Annotated in this window: 13 protein-coding genes; 7 read left to right on the top strand and 6 right to left on the bottom strand. The window is 71.2% G+C overall.

All coding sequences use genetic code 11. The features are described 5' to 3' along the window. Positions 1–66 precede the first annotated feature (66 nt). Positions 67–1659, top strand: coding sequence for a glycosyltransferase 87 family protein (locus tag Vqi01_RS01610; protein ID WP_204032264.1), 1593 nt, complete (start codon positions 67–69; stop codon positions 1657–1659). A gap of 12 nt (positions 1660–1671) precedes the next feature. Here the strand turns inward: Vqi01_RS01610 and Vqi01_RS01605 are convergent, their stop codons facing one another. Continuing rightward, a complete protein-coding gene (locus tag Vqi01_RS01605) occupies positions 1672–1842 on the bottom strand; it encodes a hypothetical protein (protein ID WP_204032262.1) in 171 nt (56 codons plus the stop codon). Positions 1843–2056: 214 nt separating this feature from the next. Here Vqi01_RS01605 and Vqi01_RS01600 point away from each other — a divergent pair, with 214 nt between their 5' ends. Then, complete coding sequence (locus Vqi01_RS01600; RefSeq protein ID WP_204032261.1) at positions 2057–2629, top strand: STAS domain-containing protein; 573 nt, start codon at positions 2057–2059, stop codon at positions 2627–2629. Positions 2630–2707: 78 nt separating this feature from the next. On the opposite strand, the gene Vqi01_RS01595 is transcribed toward Vqi01_RS01600, so the two are convergent. Both Vqi01_RS01595 and pgi read right to left on the bottom strand, forming a co-directional pair. After that, positions 2708–3007, bottom strand: coding sequence for a BON domain-containing protein (locus tag Vqi01_RS01595; protein WP_204032395.1), 300 nt, complete (start codon positions 3005–3007; stop codon positions 2708–2710). A 226-nt stretch (positions 3008–3233) separates the two neighbouring features. Next, complete coding sequence (gene pgi, locus Vqi01_RS01590; protein ID WP_204032259.1) at positions 3234–4868, bottom strand: glucose-6-phosphate isomerase; 1635 nt, start codon at positions 4866–4868, stop codon at positions 3234–3236. A 181-nt stretch (positions 4869–5049) separates the two neighbouring features. Between pgi and Vqi01_RS01585 the strand changes: the two genes are divergently transcribed. Continuing rightward, positions 5050–6489, top strand: a complete 1440-nt coding sequence (locus tag Vqi01_RS01585; protein ID WP_204032257.1) for a glucose-6-phosphate dehydrogenase — start codon at positions 5050–5052, stop codon at positions 6487–6489. Positions 6490–6741: 252 nt separating this feature from the next. On the opposite strand, the gene Vqi01_RS01580 is transcribed toward Vqi01_RS01585, so the two are convergent. Further along, positions 6742–8166, bottom strand: a complete 1425-nt coding sequence (locus Vqi01_RS01580) for a cellulase family glycosylhydrolase (RefSeq protein WP_204032255.1) — start codon at positions 8164–8166, stop codon at positions 6742–6744. A 304-nt stretch (positions 8167–8470) separates the two neighbouring features. Between Vqi01_RS01580 and Vqi01_RS01575 the strand changes: the two genes are divergently transcribed. Next, positions 8471–9373 carry a hypothetical protein gene (locus tag Vqi01_RS01575; protein ID WP_204032253.1) on the top strand — a complete coding sequence of 301 codons (903 nt, stop codon included), beginning with the start codon at positions 8471–8473 and terminating at the stop codon, positions 9371–9373. Positions 9374–9459: 86 nt separating this feature from the next. Here the strand turns inward: Vqi01_RS01575 and Vqi01_RS01570 are convergent, their stop codons facing one another. After that, a complete protein-coding gene (locus tag Vqi01_RS01570; protein WP_204032252.1) occupies positions 9460–10182 on the bottom strand; it encodes a hypothetical protein in 723 nt (240 codons plus the stop codon). Positions 10183–10279: 97 nt separating this feature from the next. Between Vqi01_RS01570 and Vqi01_RS01565 the strand changes: the two genes are divergently transcribed. Next, entirely contained in the window at positions 10280–10837 is a 558-nt protein-coding gene (locus Vqi01_RS01565) for a hypothetical protein (RefSeq protein WP_204032250.1), read from the top strand. A 39-nt stretch (positions 10838–10876) separates the two neighbouring features. On the opposite strand, the gene Vqi01_RS01560 is transcribed toward Vqi01_RS01565, so the two are convergent. Further along, positions 10877–11605, bottom strand: coding sequence for an HD domain-containing protein (locus Vqi01_RS01560; RefSeq protein ID WP_204032248.1), 729 nt, complete (start codon positions 11603–11605; stop codon positions 10877–10879). A 128-nt stretch (positions 11606–11733) separates the two neighbouring features. Between Vqi01_RS01560 and pglW the strand changes: the two genes are divergently transcribed. Both pglW and Vqi01_RS01550 read left to right on the top strand, forming a co-directional pair. After that, on the top strand, positions 11734–16158 hold the full coding sequence (pglW, locus tag Vqi01_RS01555; RefSeq protein ID WP_204032246.1) for a BREX system serine/threonine kinase PglW: 4425 nt from the start codon (positions 11734–11736) through the stop codon (positions 16156–16158). Then, positions 16155–16508 carry a DUF3024 domain-containing protein gene (locus Vqi01_RS01550; RefSeq protein ID WP_204032244.1) on the top strand — a complete coding sequence of 118 codons (354 nt, stop codon included), beginning with the start codon at positions 16155–16157 and terminating at the stop codon, positions 16506–16508. Before pglW ends, Vqi01_RS01550 begins: the two co-directional genes overlap by 4 nt. Positions 16509–16543: the final 35 nt, after the last annotated feature.

The following is a 16543-nucleotide window of genomic DNA, read 5'->3' as shown; positions in this document are numbered from 1 at the left end:
CAAGGCGTCGACGGGTCCGCGCGATCCCCGGCGGCGGCAACGACGACAACTTTCTATCCTCGTTCCATGCGGGATCGTCGGGTGGTGTTGCTGTGGGCCGGGTTCGTGGTGGCCGCCCTGGTGTCGGTCGCGCTCGTCCTGCGGCGTCCGGACCGCCTGTCCGACCTGCACATCTATCACGGTGCGTTGACCGACCTGCGCGCCGGACGCCCGCTCTACGGTTACGTGGCGGCCAACGGCGGTCCCTTCACCTATCCGCCGTTCGCGGCCCTCGTGCTCTGGCCGATCACCACCGTCGCGCTCGGCGTGGTCGAAGCGGTCTGGTTGACGGCGACCTGCGCGGCGGTGGTCGCCCTCGCCGTGCCGGTCGGTCGTGCCTTGGAGACCGGGCGTGCTGGCCGGCCGTTGGCGGTGGCGGCGGTGGCGGTGCTGCTCATGCTCTCCGCGCCGGTGCAGAGCAACCTGCGTTTCGGCCAGGTGAGCATCTTCCTGGTGCTCGTGGCGCTGCTCGACGGCATGGGCCGACCGTCGCGGGTACGCGGCGTGCTGGTCGGGGTGGCTGCGGCGATCAAGCTCACCCCGTTGCTGTTCGTGGTCTACTTCCTGGTCTGCGGCCGGTACCGCGACGCCGCCCGCGCGGCGGTCACCTTCCTCGCGTGCGGCGCGCTCGCCTTCGTGATCCTGCCCGGGGAGAGCCTGACCTACTGGGCGGGCACCATGACCGAGACCTCCCGGATCGGCAACCTGGCGTCGCTGGGCAACCAGTCCGTGCACGGGATGCTGCTCCGCCTCGGCCTGCCCGGCGAGGCCCTGCCACTGGTCTGGGCGGCGCTGGTGGCCGTCGTCTGTGCGGTGGCACTGTTCCGGGCCCGGCAACTGGCCGGGCAGGGGCGCTCCGGGCACGCGGCGGTGCTCGTCGGCTGCGCCACCGTGGCCGCGTCTCCGGTGTCCTGGACGCATCACCAGGTGTGGCCGGTGCTGGCCGCGATGCTGCTGATCGGTGCGGCGGGCGTGACCCGGCGGCTGGCCGGCGCCGCGCTGCTGACCAGCATGGTGCTGTCCCTGGGGGCGGTGCTGGGGCCGGTGTCGACGCGGCCCGGCGTGCAGTTCCTCTTCGAGAACGCCCGCACGCTCGGCGTGTGTCTGCTGTGCCTGGCGGGCTTCGGCGCGGTCGCGGTCGCCGCCCGTCCCGCCTGCCGCGTCACCCTCCGGCGGGCCTGGCTGCGGGCGGGCGTCGCGACCGCCGGCATCCTGGCGTTCTTCGCCGTGCAGCCGCTGCCCGCCGGTGCCGATCCCACTTTCAAGGCGTACGGGCCGGAAGAGGTCGCCAACCCGCGCTACTTCTTCGTCTGTCGCAGTCGGGTGGAGTGCGCCGACTTCGGCACCGATGCGCCGGTCACCTTCGACACCCGCACCGAGAAGACCAAGGTACGGGTCAACGGCGTGGTCTCCGCCCGGGTGGATCGACTCGAATACCACTCCGCCCCCGGCGGCCCGCCACGCCGCATCCCGCTGCTGGCCGCCTACCCGGGCGTCCGGACGTTCTCGTTCCGGTCGGCGACCATGGCCCACGGACGGCTGGTCGCCTACGCCGCAGACGGGCGCGAACTCGCCACCTACGACGACGAACTGGCCGACGCCCTCGACCGGCGCGGCTGAACCGGTCGCGCCCTACCGTTCGTCGCCGACGATGTCGGTCTCGCCGTCGTGGGTGAACCGCACCGGCGGATGCTCGTCGGGCTGAGGGGCCTGGGCGGGGTTGTGATGCGGGTCGCCGTCGGGTGAGAACAGCACGGGATCGGTCTTCCTGCTCTTCTCGCGATCTTCCTCCGGCTCGGTCACCGACCCACTCCTCACGTCGTGGCCACTGCCCTCGATGCTATGGGCGGGCCCACCACGGCGTACCCGCTCGGCGCGCGCGACCACCCGATCGGGTGCGCCGAACCGGGGCCACGCGCAACGATTCGTCACCTAATCGTCATATGTCCGCGTGGTCCCCGCCACCTGACCCGTGCAGGGTGGGTGGCCGACCGTCCGACGCGGAAAGGAGCACGCCATGGCCGTCGTCCTGGAGGATGACCTGGTCACCCTGACCTGTGACAGCTGCGGTGACACCGTCGCCGGCCCTCGCGTGGCCTCCGACAGCGAGGTGGCCTGGGCGTTGCTCTCCGAGCACGGCTGGAGCGGCTCCCCGCTCGCCGCCGGGCCGCACCGGTGCGCCCACTGCACCCGGCTCGGGCCGGCGACTGGCGGCGAACCCGGCGGCATCCTCGGCATCGAGCACGTCGGCGACGTCACCGTGGTGACCGTCGCCGGTGACGTGGACCTCGACACCGGTGACACCCTTCGGCAGGCGCTGCGGCACGCCACCGACATGGGCGGCCATGTGATCGTCGACCTGGGCCGCACCGACCTGATCGACTCCACCGCCCTCGGGCTGCTCGCCCGCGCCCACCGCGATGCCGCCGAACGTGGCAGGCGTCTGTGCGTCGTGACGATCTCGCCGCTGATCCGGCAGGTCCTCAAGGTCACCCGCCTGGCCGAGGTCTTCTGCGTCGCCGACGACCGGAGCGCCGCGCTCGCCCTGCTGGAAGCCGGCCGCCCGAGCGCCGGCGGCGCCGCCTCCTGAGCCACGCCTCGGCACGCCCGTGGGTGCTGTCCGACCCGCCCGCGGCACCGGTGCCGGGTGACGCGGGCGGGCCGAAGATCAGCGGCGACCGCGCCGGGGACCGGCCAGCCGCAGCGCGTTGCAGACGTCCACCACGCCCTCGATATCCCAGGCCAGCTCACCGGCGGCTCGCCGGGTTTCGGCAGCGGCAACCAGGCCGGTGAGGATCACCACGCGGTTCTGCACCAGGACCGTGATCTGCTGCCGGCGGGTCGTCCAGTCGGCGCTCAACCGCTGCGCGACCAGCGCGGCGAGGCGGACGTCCTCGTCGTGGCCCTGCGGCTCGTCCCAGATGGCACGGAAGGAGTGGTCGTCGGGCATGGGCCAGGGCCACGGCATCACCACAGTCGGTCTCCTTCGTCGTCGATGCCGGCGACCAGACGCGCCGTTTCGATCGACCACCACCTTGCGCACCAACCTTGGAGTCGACCGCACGGTTGGATGACAGTTACGTGAAGATCGCCGTTGCCTGCCGTTCACTCCGATCGGGCCGTTCGACGTGGACGGTGCGGCTGACGAGGTGCACACCGGCGCGCGCCGCCGGCCGACGGCGCGCGCCAGCCTGTCAGTCGCGCCGGCGCTGGGCGCGGTAGCGGCGGATCAGGGCGGTGGTGGAGGAGTCGAGGTCCGCCATCTCGGCCCGGTCACCGGTGAGCAGCGGTGCGAGCTGGTTGGCCATCACCTTGCCCAGTTCGACGCCCCACTGGTCGAACGGGTTGATGTCCCAGATCGCGCCTTCGGTGAGCACGATGTGCTCGTATAGGGCGACCAACTGACCGAGGGTGGCCGGGGTGAGCTGGTCGGCGACGATCGTGGTGCTGGGGTGGTTGCCGGGCATCACCCGGTGCGGCACGAGTTCCGCCGGGGTGCCCTCCGCCGCGACCTGGTCGGCGGTGCGGCCGAAGGCCAGCGCGGCGGTCTGGGCGAAAAAGTTGGACATGAACAGGTCGTGCATGTCACCGATGTCGTGGTTGGGCTCGTTGAACCCGATGAAGTCCGCTGGCACCAGCCGGGTGCCCTGGTGCAGCAGTTGGTAGAAGGCGTGCTGACCGTTGGTGCCGGGCTCGCCCCAGAAGATCTCCCCGGTGTCGTACGACACCGGCTGCCCGCCGGTACGCACCGACTTTCCGTTGCTCTCCATGGTCAGCTGTTGCAGGTACGCGGGGAACCGGTGCAGGTACTGCGAGTACGGCAGCACCGCGTGGGTCTGCGCGCCGAGGAAGTTGGCGTACCAGATGTTGAGCAGCCCGAGCAGCATCGGCGCGTTGCGGGCCGGCGGCGCGGTGCGGAAGTGCTCGTCGACGGCGTGGTAGCCGGCGAGCATCTCGTCGAAGCGGGACGGCCCGATGGCGAGCAGCACCGACAGGCCCACCGCGGAGGGGAGCGAATACCGGCCGCCGACCCAGTCCCAGAAGCCGAACATGTTCGCCGGGTCGATGCCGAAGTCGCTGACCCGTTGCTCGTTGGTGCTGACCGCGACGAAGTGCTTGGCCACCGCCTCCTCGCCGGCGTTCAGCCCGGCCAGCAGCCAGCGCCGGGCCTGGTGAGCGTTGGCCAGGGTCTCCTGGGTGGAGAAGGTCTTGGACACCACCACGAACAGGGTGCTCGCCGGGTCCAGGTCCGCAGTGGTGTCGTGGATGTCGGTGGGGTCGATGTTCGACACGAAGCGGCAACTGATGCCGCCGTCGCGGTACGCCTTCAGGGCCTCGTACGCCATCACCGGCCCCAGGTCGGAGCCGCCGATGCCGATGTTGACCACGGTGCGGATCCGCTCGCCGGTGTGCCCGCGCCACTGCCCGGCGCGCACCTGCTCGGCGAACTCGGCCATCCGCTGCCGTACGGCGTGCACGTCGGCCACCACGTCCTGGCCGTCCACCGTCAGCGCGGCGTCGCGGGGCAGCCGCAGCGCGGTGTGCAGCACGGCCCGGTCCTCGGTGCCGTTGATGTGGGCGCCGGCGAACATCGCGGCGATCCGCTCGGTGAGCCCGACCCGCTCGGCCAGCGCGGTCAGCAAGCCGAGGGTCTCGTCGGTGACCAGGTTCTTGCTGTAGTCGACGTACAGGTCGGCCACCTCGACGGTGAACCGCTCGCCCCGGGCGGGGTCGCCGGCGAACAGGTCACGCAGGTGCGTCGCGCGGATCTCGTCGGCGTGCTTGCGCAGGGCCTGCCACTCGTCGGTGGTGGTGACGTCCGCAGCCATCGGATCGATCGTCTCCTCGCAGGGTCGGCGCGTCGCCGGGCTCGTCGCGCCGGCGGGGGTAGGACCAGCCTGCCACACGAAGATCGTGGCGCGAGCCGGACGCGGTGGACCCGTCACGGTCGGCCTCCGCGCCGCCGGGGCCCATGCCCGGCCGTCGACCGGTGCAGGGCATGGTGGAGGCATGACGACGCTGGTACCCCGCGCCCCCGTAGCCGCCCCCGCGAAATCCGTCACCACCACAGCCGTACGGCAGACGTTGCTGGTGCTCGGCGCCAGCGGCGATCTGACCGGGCGGCTGCTGCTGCCCGGACTCGGTGCGTTGCTGGCCAGCGGCGCGCTCCCCGGCCTGCGGCTGATCGGCAGTGGCATGGACGACTGGGACGACGAACGCTGGCGCCGCCGGGTGGCCGACTCCTTCGCCACCGTGGGCGCCGACGGCGCAGGCGAGTCCGAGGTCATCAAGGCCAGCCGGTACGTTCGCGCCGACGTGACCAGCGAGGAGGGCCTGCGGCGCCTGCTGGCCGACTGCGCCGGGCCGCTGGTGATCTTCTTCGCGCTGCCGCCGATGGTGACCGCCCGCGCGGCGGCGGCGCTGGCCCGCATCGGCGTGCCGCCCGGCACCCGGCTGATGCTGGAGAAGCCGTTCGGCGTCGACCGGATCTCGGCCCACTCGCTGAACAACCTGCTGGCCACCCTGGTGCCGGAGGAACAGGTCCACCGCATCGACCACTTCCTCGGCAAGTCGACGGTGCTGAACCTGCTCGGCCTGCGGTTCGCCAACCGGATCTTCGAACCGGTGCTCAACTCCGCGCACGTGGCCTGCGTGGACATCGTTTTCGACGAGACTCTCGGGCTGGAGGGTCGGGCCGGCTACTACGACGGTGCCGGCGCGCTGACCGACATGGTGCAGAGTCACCTGCTCCAGGTGCTCGCGCTGCTCGCGATGGAGCCGCCGCCGAGCGTCAGGGCTCAGGAACTGCGGGGCCGTACGGCGCAGGTGCTGCGGGCCGCCCGGCTCTGGGACGACGACCCGGTGGTGGCCAGTCGGCGGGCACGCTACACGGCCGGCGAGATCGACGGACGCCGGCTGCGGAACTACATTGACGAGCCGGGGGTGGATCCGGCCCGCCGCACGGAAACCCTCGCCGAGGTCGTGCTCACCGTGGACACCTGGCGCTGGGCGGGGGTGCCGTTCCGGTTGCGGTCCGGCAAGGCCATGTCGGCGGTACGCAAGGAGGCCATCATCACCTTCAAGCAGGCGGCCCGAGTGCCTGACGGGCTCACCGGCTACGAACGTCCCGACCGGCTGCGGATCGGATTCGGCCCGGACTGCCTCGCCCTCGACCTCAACATCAACGGCCCCGGCAACCCCTTCGACCTGGACCAGGTCCGCCTGACGGCCGACTTCGGCCCCGGTGAACTGCCGGCGTACGGCGAGGTGCTGCGCGGCGCGTTCGAGGCGGACCCGACGCTGTCGGTGCGCGGCGACGTGGCCGAGGAGTGCTGGCGCATCGTCGAGCCGGTGCTGGCCGCCTGGCGGGCGGACGAGGTGCCCCTGCAGGAGTATGCGGCGGGCTCGGGCGGGCCCGTGGACACTCTGCTCGGCCCGGTGCCGGAGTGAAAATCGTCCGTACACTCCGGGTGACAGCGTAATCTCTTCCGGCTATCGTGCTGGTGCTGGCTTCCCGGCGCGACGGGATCCATTATAGATGGCGACCGATGCTGTTGCGGTGCAACGGCTTCGCGTGGAAGTCGGGTAGAGCTACCCGCACCGGCCGCCCGGCCACCAGGCTCCCCACTGGTGGCCGGGCGGTCCACTTCGACGGCGGCCCCGGCGCATGCGCCGGGGCCGCCTCGGGTGGTGGTACCAGGCTCAGCTGGTCGGGAAGTTGTCCGGGGTACGGATCCGTTCCCGCATGAAGGCACCGGAGGCGGTGAGCACGGAGGTGCCGGTGTAGTTGCTGCCGTTGCAGGTGCCGGGCCGCAGCGCGGCGCTGCCCTCCGCCTTGTCGGAGAAGGTCCAGTTCGCGTAGCCGATCTTCAGCCGGTCCAGCAGATCCAACCACTGGGTGCTGCTGGCCAGGTCGACACCGCCGTCACCGGTGTAGTCCACCGTGCCGAACTCGGTGACGAAGAGCGGCAGCCGGGCCGCCGCCCGCTCCACCTCGGCCCGGTAGTTGTCCCGGTGCGACGCGGCGTAGAAGTGGAACGCGTACATGATGTTGCTGGCGTTCACCGGGTTGTTGACGATCTCGGTGTGGTTGCTGCCCTCCGAGACACCCAGCGAGGACCAGGCCCGGGTGCCCACGATGATGACCGCGTCCGGGTCGTTGGCCCGGATCACCGGGATGACCTGCTCGGCGTAGTTCTTGATGGTCGACCAGCTCACCCCGTTGGGCTCGTTGGTGATCTCGTAGATCACGTTGTTCTTCGCCGCGTGCCGGGCGGACACGGTGGCGAAGAAGGTCTTGGCCCGCTCCAGGTTGTGCATCGGATCGCCCGGAGTCAGCGTGTGGAAGTCGATCATCGCGTACATGCCGCGCCGGGTGGCCTCCTCGACGAGGTTGTTGACCCGGTTGGTGAAGCCGGTCGGGTCGGTCTCGTAGCCCTGCTCCTGCACGTACATGGCGATGCGGAACAGGTCCGCCCGCCAGTCGGTGGCCAGCGCGTCGAGCGAGGCGCTGTTGTAGCAGTTGCCGAACCACTGGATGCCGTGGCTGCTCATCCCGCGTAGCTGGATCGGCCGGCCGTACTGGTTGCAGAGGTTGACCCCGCAGACCCGCAACTGCCCGTTGATGGCCACCGGGGTCTGCCCGCCGGGAGGTGGTGTCGTGGGCGGGGGAGTGCTCGGCGGCGGCGTGGTGGGACCGGTCGAGCCGGTGCAGACCGTGCCGTTGAGGGTGAACGAGGTCGGCGACGGGTTGGCGCCGGTGAAGCTGCCGTTGAAGCCGATGTTGGTGCTGGCGCCGGTGGCGAGCGAGCCGTTCCAGCTCAGGTCCTGCGCCGTGACGGCTCTGCCGCTCTGGCTCCACGTCGCCGACCAGCCCTGGGTGACGCGCTGGCCACCGTCCGGGAAGGAGAATCCGAGCGTCCAACCGCTGACCGCGTCGCCCAGGTTGGTGATGGTCACGCTCGCGGTGAATCCGCCGGACCAACTGTTCGTCGTGTAGGTCACGGAGCAGCCGGTCGCGGCCATCGCGCTGGTGGTGGGCAGGGATGCCAGCGCGCCGAGGGTCAGCGCACCGACGGCGCCGGCCGTGACCAACAGGCGCCGGGTGCGGCGCGGGGGATGCTTCATGTGGACCGTCGCAATCTGCTCGTGGTGGTGGGTACGGCAGCTCCGACGAGTTCGGACGGAGATCGCCGGGAGCGCTCCCACGGCAGCCTACGATGCGACGAAACAATCACGCAATATTTCGATGCATCGAAGTGTCGGGGAGTGCCCCGCGCCGGCTCCGGTGCCTACCGTGGCGGGCTCCGTCACCAAGCGTGTCCATCCTGCGGAACACCGCTGGCGGAGTCTCCACCCTGTTTTGCCTGGCTCACTACTCTGTCCGTGATCATGTGCCAGGAAACCTCTCGACTTCGACAAAGGGTTACACATGAGTGACAGTTACCCTCCGTACGGAGGGCAGCCGGACCCGAACGCCGCGTGGGGCATGCCGCCCGGCTCTCCGGTTGGTCAGCCGATGCCGCCCGGTTCCCCGATCGGCCAGTCCGGTCAGCCCGGATACCCGTCGGCCTTCGGCGCGCCACCACCCCCGCCGCCGTACGGCGCCCCGCCGCAGAAGTCCTCGAAGCCCGGGCTCTGGCTCGGCGTGGGCATCGGCGCCGCAGTCATGGCGGTGCTGGTCGCCTGCGGTGGCGTCATCGGCTTCTTCGCGCTCTCCAACGACGACGAACCGTCTGTAGCCACCGGCGCGACCGGCTCGCCCACCGAGAGCGGCGGGCCCTCGCCCGGGCAGAGCGGCGCCCCCTCGGCCGCCCCGCCGGCCGCGGAACAGCCCAACAACAACAACGCGATCACCGCCCGCAGCTCCAGCGACATGTCCGCGGTGTGCGAGGGCAGCCCGATCCTCAACGCCGCCCCGTACTCCACCGCGAAGGGCGCCAAGGTGTACACCTTCGCCAACTCCCCGGAGCGCCAGGAGTCCTGGACGAGCAAGTCGGTCGGCTTCGACAAGCCGTACTATGCCCGGACGAACGACTGGGCCTCGGTCTCCATCGTCGGCTGCCTCGCCTTCGAGGTGGGCAGCGAGGGTGAGGCGCGCAAGTGCGAGTACGACAGCTCCGGCAAGAAGGTCACCGTCGACTACGTCTCCGCGCGCTACACGCTGACCTTCTACGCCGCCAAGACCGGCGAGAAGATCGGCGACGGTGGACGGATCAACGCCCCGGCGGTCCGTTGCCCGGGCTTCATCTCCTACAACAAGGAGACCATGAAGGCGTACGCCCAACCGGACAGCGCCGCGCTCGAGCTCGCCCTGGAGAAGTACACCTCCTGAGCTGGACCATCAAACGCGGCGGGGCGCGACATCGGTCCCGCCCCGCCGCTTGTCCGACCCGGTGTCGGCGCCGACTACGGTGCCGTTCAGCTGCCGGAGGCGAACTCGCTGAAGTCGAGGACCTCGTCCTCGGCCGGCTTCTTGATCTCCGGGAAGGACTCCCCGAATCCGCTGATCACCACGTCACCGTCGGACCCCTCGATGAGCAGCGGGTACGGCTCGCCCGTCGTCGCCACGTACAACGTGCCCTTGTCCTCATCGTCGACCAGCGCGATGGCCGGCCCGGCGTCGATCTCCTTGACCTCGCCCTTGACGACGGTGCCGTCGGGCTTGAGCATCTTCTGCGTGTCGGCGAGATCGAAGAGGCCCTTGAAGTTGTCGTCGTCCTTGCCGACCTTGACCCACCGGTCACCGATCAGCTTGGCCATTCCGGCGCCCTCCGGCCCGGCGACCTGCTTCCAGAATGTGGCGTCCGCCTTGAAGTAGGGCTGGCCGCCCACCAGCAGCAGCTCGAAGCTGCTCTTCCCCATACCGATCGTCCCGGCCAGATCGTCACCGGCGATCCGGAGGTCCATGGACAACTTGTCGCCGTCATCCACCGCCTCACCCTTGATCTGGTAGGAGCCCGCCTTCTTCAGGGCCTCGGTCGCTGCGGCCAGGATCTCCTCCGCCGTCTGGTCCGCGATCCCGTTGCTGGCGGGTGCGGTGCTGGACGGTGTGGGCGCCGCACTGCCGTCGTTACCGCCCCCGCAGCCGGCGAGCAGGACGACCGCGACCGCGGCGGGCGCGAGTACGCGCGCAAGACGCATGATGAATTCCCCTCGTCATTGGTGGCCCAAGGGTAGGCACCAGCCGCACCCCGACCGGCCGGCGGGTCGGTTGCCGGCGACTGGCAGTCTGTGCGCCATGGGGAGTCTCCTCGTGCAGTTGCCGGCCCTGCTCGGTGTGCTGGTCGGCACCGTCGGCACGATCGTCGCCACCTCCCTCGCCGACCGGTCACGGTGGCGTCGACGCCAGACGGTGCGGTGGGACGAGCGGCGCCTGGACGCGTACGCCGAATTCGCCCGCGTGCTCAAGGAGGCGCACACGATCGCCAGCCGGACGATCGGCGGCTACCTCGACCGGGAGCAGGAACTGGCCGCGCTGGCCGAGGCCGACCTGCGGCACACGATCGCCTGGGAGAACGTCCTGCTGCTCGGAGACGGGCCGACGGTGGCCGCCGCACGGGCGTGGCGCGACGCCGTCTGGGAGGTCGAGCGCCTCGCCCGCGGTGCGGCAACCGGCGACGACCTGCCCGACCTGCTGCACCGTGCGAACGAGGCGAGGGATGCCTTCTACCGCGCGGCGCGCGACAGTCTCGGCGTCGGCGGCGGGTCCGTCGCGCAGGCCACCCTGTTGATGAGCCGCCTGCACAAGGGAACCGCCCCGGCGGGTAGGCCCCCCGACGAACACCTTCCGACCTGACGGCCCCGCCTCGACTCGGGCGAGGCGGGACTCAGGGCGTCAGATGGGGTGGGCGGGTTGGTCGAGGATGGCGCTGAAGCGTTCCTCGGCCAGGTCGAGCTGGTCGAGGATGTGCTGTCGCACCGGCGCGGACAGCGGAGTGTCGACGCGGGTGACCAGGTCCCGGAAGAGCGGCACCAGGGGGCGGTACTTGCGGGCCGACGACTCGACCTTCGGGCCCACGGAGTGGATCACGCCCACGCCGTTGTCCGTGAAGTCGGAGACCTTGATGACCCGCGCCCACGGTTCCCGGTCGAGGCTCGTGGCGAGGTGTTCGTGGTACTGCTCGTAGCGGTCGCGTCCCGGATCCCAGGGCGGGTTGGTGACCGCCGCCACCAGCCGCGCCACCCTCGGGCCGAACCGGTCGGCGAGCACCGCCAACGCTGCATCGGTCGGGTCGGGCGCGCAGGGGTCGCCGGCCAACTCGGCCGGGTGGTCCTCGACGGCGTCGTGCAGCAGCCCGGCCACGATCACGTCGACGTCGCGCACCCGGTAGTAATGCATCATCCGGATCGACACCCGGAGCAGATGGTTGAGGTACGGCTCCCGCGAGCGCCGGTCCGCGTGGTGCAGCGTGGCCGCCAACTCCAGCGCCTCACCCAACCGGCGCCGCCCCTCGGCGTCGAACACCGCGCTCTCCAGCCGGAACCGCTCCCGCAGCCCGACCTCGCCGTACATTTCGGTGATCGCATGCATCGGCATGCTGGCCAGATAAGACGGCAGTTTCACCCACCCCTTATACCCCACGCCCACCCCCACCCGAGGCCCCGCTGTCCGCCACCCGTCGTCTCCATTCGGCGAGGATGCCAGGTCACGGGTGTGCCGGCTGCTCGATCGCGCCGCATAGGATCTGGCACATGCAGGAGGGCCGGTGGACGACGATCACCCCGTCGCAGTTCGCGCACGAACGGGAGGCGCTGGCCTACGTCCAGGCACTGTTGCCGGACACCGAGCCCTATCGTGCCTGGTCGAACTTCACCTTCACTGCGCAGACCGGCCATCCGCACGAGGTCGATCTGCTGGTGGCTGCCCCGGGCGGGCTCTACCTCATCGAGATCAAGAGCCTGAACGGGCGGCTCGCCTCCAGCGGCTCCAACTGGATCCTGTCGCACCACGGCAGCACGCGGGTCTTCGACAATCCCCTGCACCTGGCCGATCTGAAGGCCAAGAAACTCAAGTCGCTGCTCCAAGCCGCCGCCGGCCGGCGCAGAGGTGCCCCGGTCAAGCTCCCGTTCGTGCAGGCGGCGGTCTTCCTCTCCAAGCCCGGACTACGGGTCGAACTCTCCGAGCACCACTTGCACGGGGTCTACGGTCCGGAGCTGGCGCCTGGGCACCAGCCGGGGCCGCTGCCGGCCATCGGCTCGCTGCTGCAGCGCCCGCCGCAGGACGAGAAACACCGGGTGACAATGCAGATGTCGGCCGCGCTGCCGGACCTTCTGCACGCCGTCGGCATCGCCCGCAGCCGTAAGCACTACCAGATCGGGTCGTGGGAGCTGGAGAGCCGGCCGTTCGACCTGGGCCCGACGTGGCAGGACCACCACGCCCGCCACCGCGAGTTGGAGCGCGAGCACCGGCGGATCCGCATCTACCTCGTCGAGCGCAACGCGGTGCAGACGGAGCGGGCCAGCATCGAACGTGCCGCCAAGCGCGAGATGCTCGCTCTGCACAACATCAACCACCCGGGCATCGTGCGGGTCGACTCGATGGAGTCACACGAGGCGGGCCCTGCCCTGATCTTCCGGCATGACCCCCGCTCGGTGCGGCTGGACCACTACCTGGCCCAATACGGCCCCCGCCTCGACGCGCTCAGCCGGCTCGCGATGATCCGGCAACTTTCCGAGGCCGTCGCGTACGCCCACCGCCGCCGGCTGCACCACTGTGCACTCTCGGCGCGCAGCGTCCTGGTCGGTCCCGGACCCAGGAGGCGGGGCGGCACCGAGGAGGAGGCGTGGCTCACCCCGCAGTTGCAGATCAGCGACTGGCAGACGGCGACCCGCGCCGCCGACACCGCCGGAGCGAGCAGCGGTGATCCGCTGACGCTCTCCACGCACGCGGCCTCGCACATCGAGCGTTCCGCCGAGGCGTACCTTGCTCCGGAACTGACGACGCCGCGACCGGATCCGGTCGCGATGGATGTCTTCGGTCTCGGGGCGCTGGCATATCTGATCTTCACCAACCAGCCGCCGGCCGCGAAGCGCGCCGAGTTGCTCGCCCGGCTGGCCCGGGACAACGGCCTGCGGGCCTCCGCGGCCGCCGACGGCATCTCCGACTTTGCCGACGAGCTGATCCAGGCGGCCACCGCGCCGATCCCGGCGCAGCGCCTCACCACCGTCGCCGACTTCGTCGAGATGCTCGAAGAGGTCGAGAACGAGCTCACCGCGCCACCGTCGACCACATCGGAGCACCCGGAGCCGGAGCCGGTGGATCCGCTGGAGGCGCGCGGCGGCGAGCGGGTCGGCGAGTGGACCGTCAAGCGCCGCCTCGGCACCGGGTCGACCTGCCGGGCGTTCCTGGCGCACAACGAGCGCACCGGCAAGGACGAGGTGCTCAAGGTCGGCCTCTCCGATGAGAAGGCCGCTCGGCTCGCCCACGAGGCCCGGGTGCTGGCGCCGCTGACCGACTCCCGGGTGATCCGGCTGGCCCGGCCCGAGCCGCTGCGGATCGGCAACCGCACCATCGTGGTGCTGGAGCACGCGGGCGAGCTGACGCTCGCCCGCAAGCTGCGCGACGACGGCCGCTTGACCGTCGACGAGCTGGAAACCTACAGCGACTACCTGTTCGGCGCGCTGGACTACCTGGAGGGGGAGGGCGTCTACCACCGCGACATCAAGCCGGACAACATCGCCATCCGAATCCGCCCGAACCGGACCCGGCAGCTGGTGCTCTTCGACTTCTCCCTGGCCGGCGTCTCGGTCAAGGAGATCAGCGCCGGCACGCAGCGCTACCTCGACCCCTTCCTCGGCAGCGTCAACCGGCCCAGCTACGACAAGCACGCCGAGTGGTACGCACTCGCGGTCACCCTGCACGAGATGGCCTCCGGAGAGCTGCCGGTCTGGGGCGACGGAGGCACCGAGCCGCAGCTGACTGAGGGCCCGCCGGTGCTGGCCGTGGAGGCGTTCGACCCGGCGATCCGAGACGAGCTGGTGGACTTCTTCCACCAGGCCCTGCACCGCGACCACCGCCAGCGCTTCGCCTCGCTCAAGGACATGCGCGACGCCTGGCAGCAGGTGTTCCGCCGCTCCGACGCCAGCACCCCGGTCGGCACCGACCACCCGGAGATCACCCACGACGAGCCCGACGAGAAGGCCGCCGAGGCGGCCCGCGACGAGGCCGCCGGCAAGGCGACCCGGGCCACCGCACTGGAGGCCGCGGGCCTCACCCCGCGCGCCGTGTCGGCCGCGCACCGGCTGGAGGCCACCACCGTCGGGGAACTGCTGACAGTCGCCAACAAGCTGGCACACTTGCCCGGACTCGGTGCGCGGACCCGGCAGGAGTTGCAACGCCGGGTCAAGGAGTGGCGCACCCGGCTGGGGGAGCGGGAAACCATCCCCAGCTCGGCCACCGCCCGCAAGGAGGCCACCGCCGAGGTCGCCACCGAGACCGCCGCCGACACCGGCGACACTGATCTGGTACGCGTCGGCCTCGACGCGATCGCCACCCTGCTCGTCCCGGCGAAGACCGGCCGTAACGCCGCCGAGGTGGAGGCCACCCGCCTGCTGCTGAACCTGCCCGACGACGCCGGCAACCTGCCGCCGCTGCAACTCTGGCCGCAGCAGCCGCAGGTCGCCGTCGCCGTCGGCGTGACCTCCGGCCGGATCGCGCAGATCCTCGGCAAGCAGCGTAAACGCTGGCACGACCTGCCGGTCGTCGGCAGTGTGCGTACCCAGATCATCGAGCTGTTGCGCGACGGCGGCCGGGTGATGGGCGTGGGCGAGTTGGCCACGGCCCTGTTGACCAGCCGCGGGTCGGTCCGCACCGGGGACGAGCTGCGGATGGCGGTCGCGGTCGCCGCGGTGCGGGCCGCCGTGGAAATCGACGCGCTCGCCGACGAGCCGCGTTTGCTGCTGCGCCGGCACGGACGCGCCGACGTCGAGGGGAAGCCGAACTCGCGCGGGGACCGGCTGCTCGTGGCGCTGGAGGCCGGCGAAGACGACGCCCCGGACACCCCGGCCGCGCCGGCCCTGCTCGACTACGCCGACGCGCTCGGCAAGGCCGCCGACAAGCTGGCGGCCAGCGAGGTGCTGCCCAGCCCGGCGACGGTGCTGCGTACCCTCGCGACCGTCACCGTGCCCGGCGGCGCCGCGGAGGCTATCGACGACCGGCGTCGGGTGCTGCTCGCCGCGGTCGCCTCGGAGCGGGCCGCCGCCACCGCGCGGCTGGAGCTGTACCCGTGCGACCTCGACCCGGTGCGGGCACTGCGGCTCGCGCAGGCCGGCGTGGTGCCCCCGGCGAGCACCCCCGAGGGACGGCGCGGCCTCACCCCGGAGCAGGTCGCCCAGCGGGTCGCCGCACGCTTCCCCGAGTTGGAGTCGCTCCCGCCGCGCCCGAAGCTGGACCGGCTGCTCGCCGAGGCCGGCTTCGATCTGCGCTGGGACCGCGACCGGTACGTCCCGCCGCCGCCCCGCGCCGGCTCGTCGTCGATGTCGATCCTGCAGCGCCGCCCGTCGGCGACCAGCGCGCCGAGCCGGTGGACCGCCGAGTCGCCCGAGCTGGCCGCGGCGATGCGCACCGAGGAGCGGCTGACCGGGGCGCGGTCCGCGGGCGGATTCCGGGCGTTGACGGTACGGCTGTCCCGGTACCGGTTTGCGCAGGAGGAACTGGTCCGCCGCTTCGACGCCCGCCCGGTCAACGTCGCGTCGGTGTTCCTGCGCGAGCTGCACGCCCTGGTAGACGGCCGCCCGAAGCCGACCTGGGAGACGGTGCTCGGCGCGGACGTCGCTCCCGCCGGCTCCCGTGCGGCCATCAAGCTGGGCGAGTACGTCGAGCAGGCGTGGGAGCGGGCCGCGCCGTCGCTGCGTGCCGCACTGTCGCCCGGCGACGCGCCACTGCTGCTGCACGATGCGGCGGTGCTGGTGCGGTACCGGGCGATGGAGCGGCTCTACGAGTTGGCGGAGGCGGCGCGGAGCGGTGCCGGTGACCTGTGGCTGCTCTGCCCGATGGAGGACCCGGCACTGCTGCCCAAACTGGACGGTGCGGTGGTGCGGGTGGGCGACAACGAGTGGATCGCCCTTCCCGACGCCTGGGTCGCCAACGCCCACCGCAGCACGGCGGCGGTCTCATGACGCCAACCTCGTCGAGCCTTCCCGAGGCGGATGTCGCCCAGGTACGCCGCTGGTGCGAGCAGCGCGTTCCGGCCCAGGTCCGCGACCAGGTACGCATCGAGTGCGAGGAGGCACCTCGCCACCTGACCGTGCTGGAGCGTCGGCCAGCATGGCGGGCAGAGCCCGGAGCGGACTGGAGCGCACTGCCCGTGGCACGGCTGCGCTACCTCAAGTCGACTGGTGTCTGGACCCTCTACTGGCGGGACCGCAACATGCGCTTCCACCGCTACGACCGGGCACCGGCGACCGCCGACATCGGAGTACTCCTCGCGGAACTCGACTCTGATCCCATGGCGATCTTTTGGGGATGACCGACCGGACTTCACTCACCGGCCTTCAGCCGGAC

It is taken from the genome of Micromonospora qiuiae, from assembly GCF_016863555.1.
In the GTDB taxonomy this organism is placed as follows: domain Bacteria; phylum Actinomycetota; class Actinomycetes; order Mycobacteriales; family Micromonosporaceae; genus Micromonospora; species Micromonospora qiuiae.
The sequence above is the reverse complement of the archived record's forward strand: the minus strand, read 5'-3'. Positions and strand labels throughout refer to the sequence as shown.

Excerpts from the sequence above, each read along its gene's own strand:
- Vqi01_RS01585 (WP_204032257.1), top strand. The coding sequence starts at position 5,050 with ATGACGACGCTGGTACCCCGCGCCCCCGTAGCCGCCCCCGCGAAATCC.
- Vqi01_RS01595 (WP_204032395.1), bottom strand. The coding sequence starts at position 3,007 with ATGCCGTGGCCCTGGCCCATGCCCGACGACCACTCCTTCCGTGCCATC.
- Vqi01_RS01580 (WP_204032255.1), bottom strand. The coding sequence starts at position 8,166 with ATGAAGCATCCCCCGCGCCGCACCCGGCGCCTGTTGGTCACGGCCGGC.
- pglW (WP_204032246.1), top strand. The coding sequence starts at position 11,734 with ATGCAGGAGGGCCGGTGGACGACGATCACCCCGTCGCAGTTCGCGCAC.
- Vqi01_RS01610 (WP_204032264.1), top strand. The coding sequence starts at position 67 with ATGCGGGATCGTCGGGTGGTGTTGCTGTGGGCCGGGTTCGTGGTGGCC.
- Vqi01_RS01565 (WP_204032250.1), top strand. The coding sequence starts at position 10,280 with ATGGGGAGTCTCCTCGTGCAGTTGCCGGCCCTGCTCGGTGTGCTGGTC.
- Vqi01_RS01550 (WP_204032244.1), top strand. The coding sequence starts at position 16,155 with ATGACGCCAACCTCGTCGAGCCTTCCCGAGGCGGATGTCGCCCAGGTA.
- Vqi01_RS01600 (WP_204032261.1), top strand. The coding sequence starts at position 2,057 with ATGGCCGTCGTCCTGGAGGATGACCTGGTCACCCTGACCTGTGACAGC.
- Vqi01_RS01570 (WP_204032252.1), bottom strand. The coding sequence starts at position 10,182 with ATGCGTCTTGCGCGCGTACTCGCGCCCGCCGCGGTCGCGGTCGTCCTG.
- pgi (WP_204032259.1), bottom strand. The coding sequence starts at position 4,868 with ATGGCTGCGGACGTCACCACCACCGACGAGTGGCAGGCCCTGCGCAAG.
- Vqi01_RS01575 (WP_204032253.1), top strand. The coding sequence starts at position 8,471 with ATGAGTGACAGTTACCCTCCGTACGGAGGGCAGCCGGACCCGAACGCC.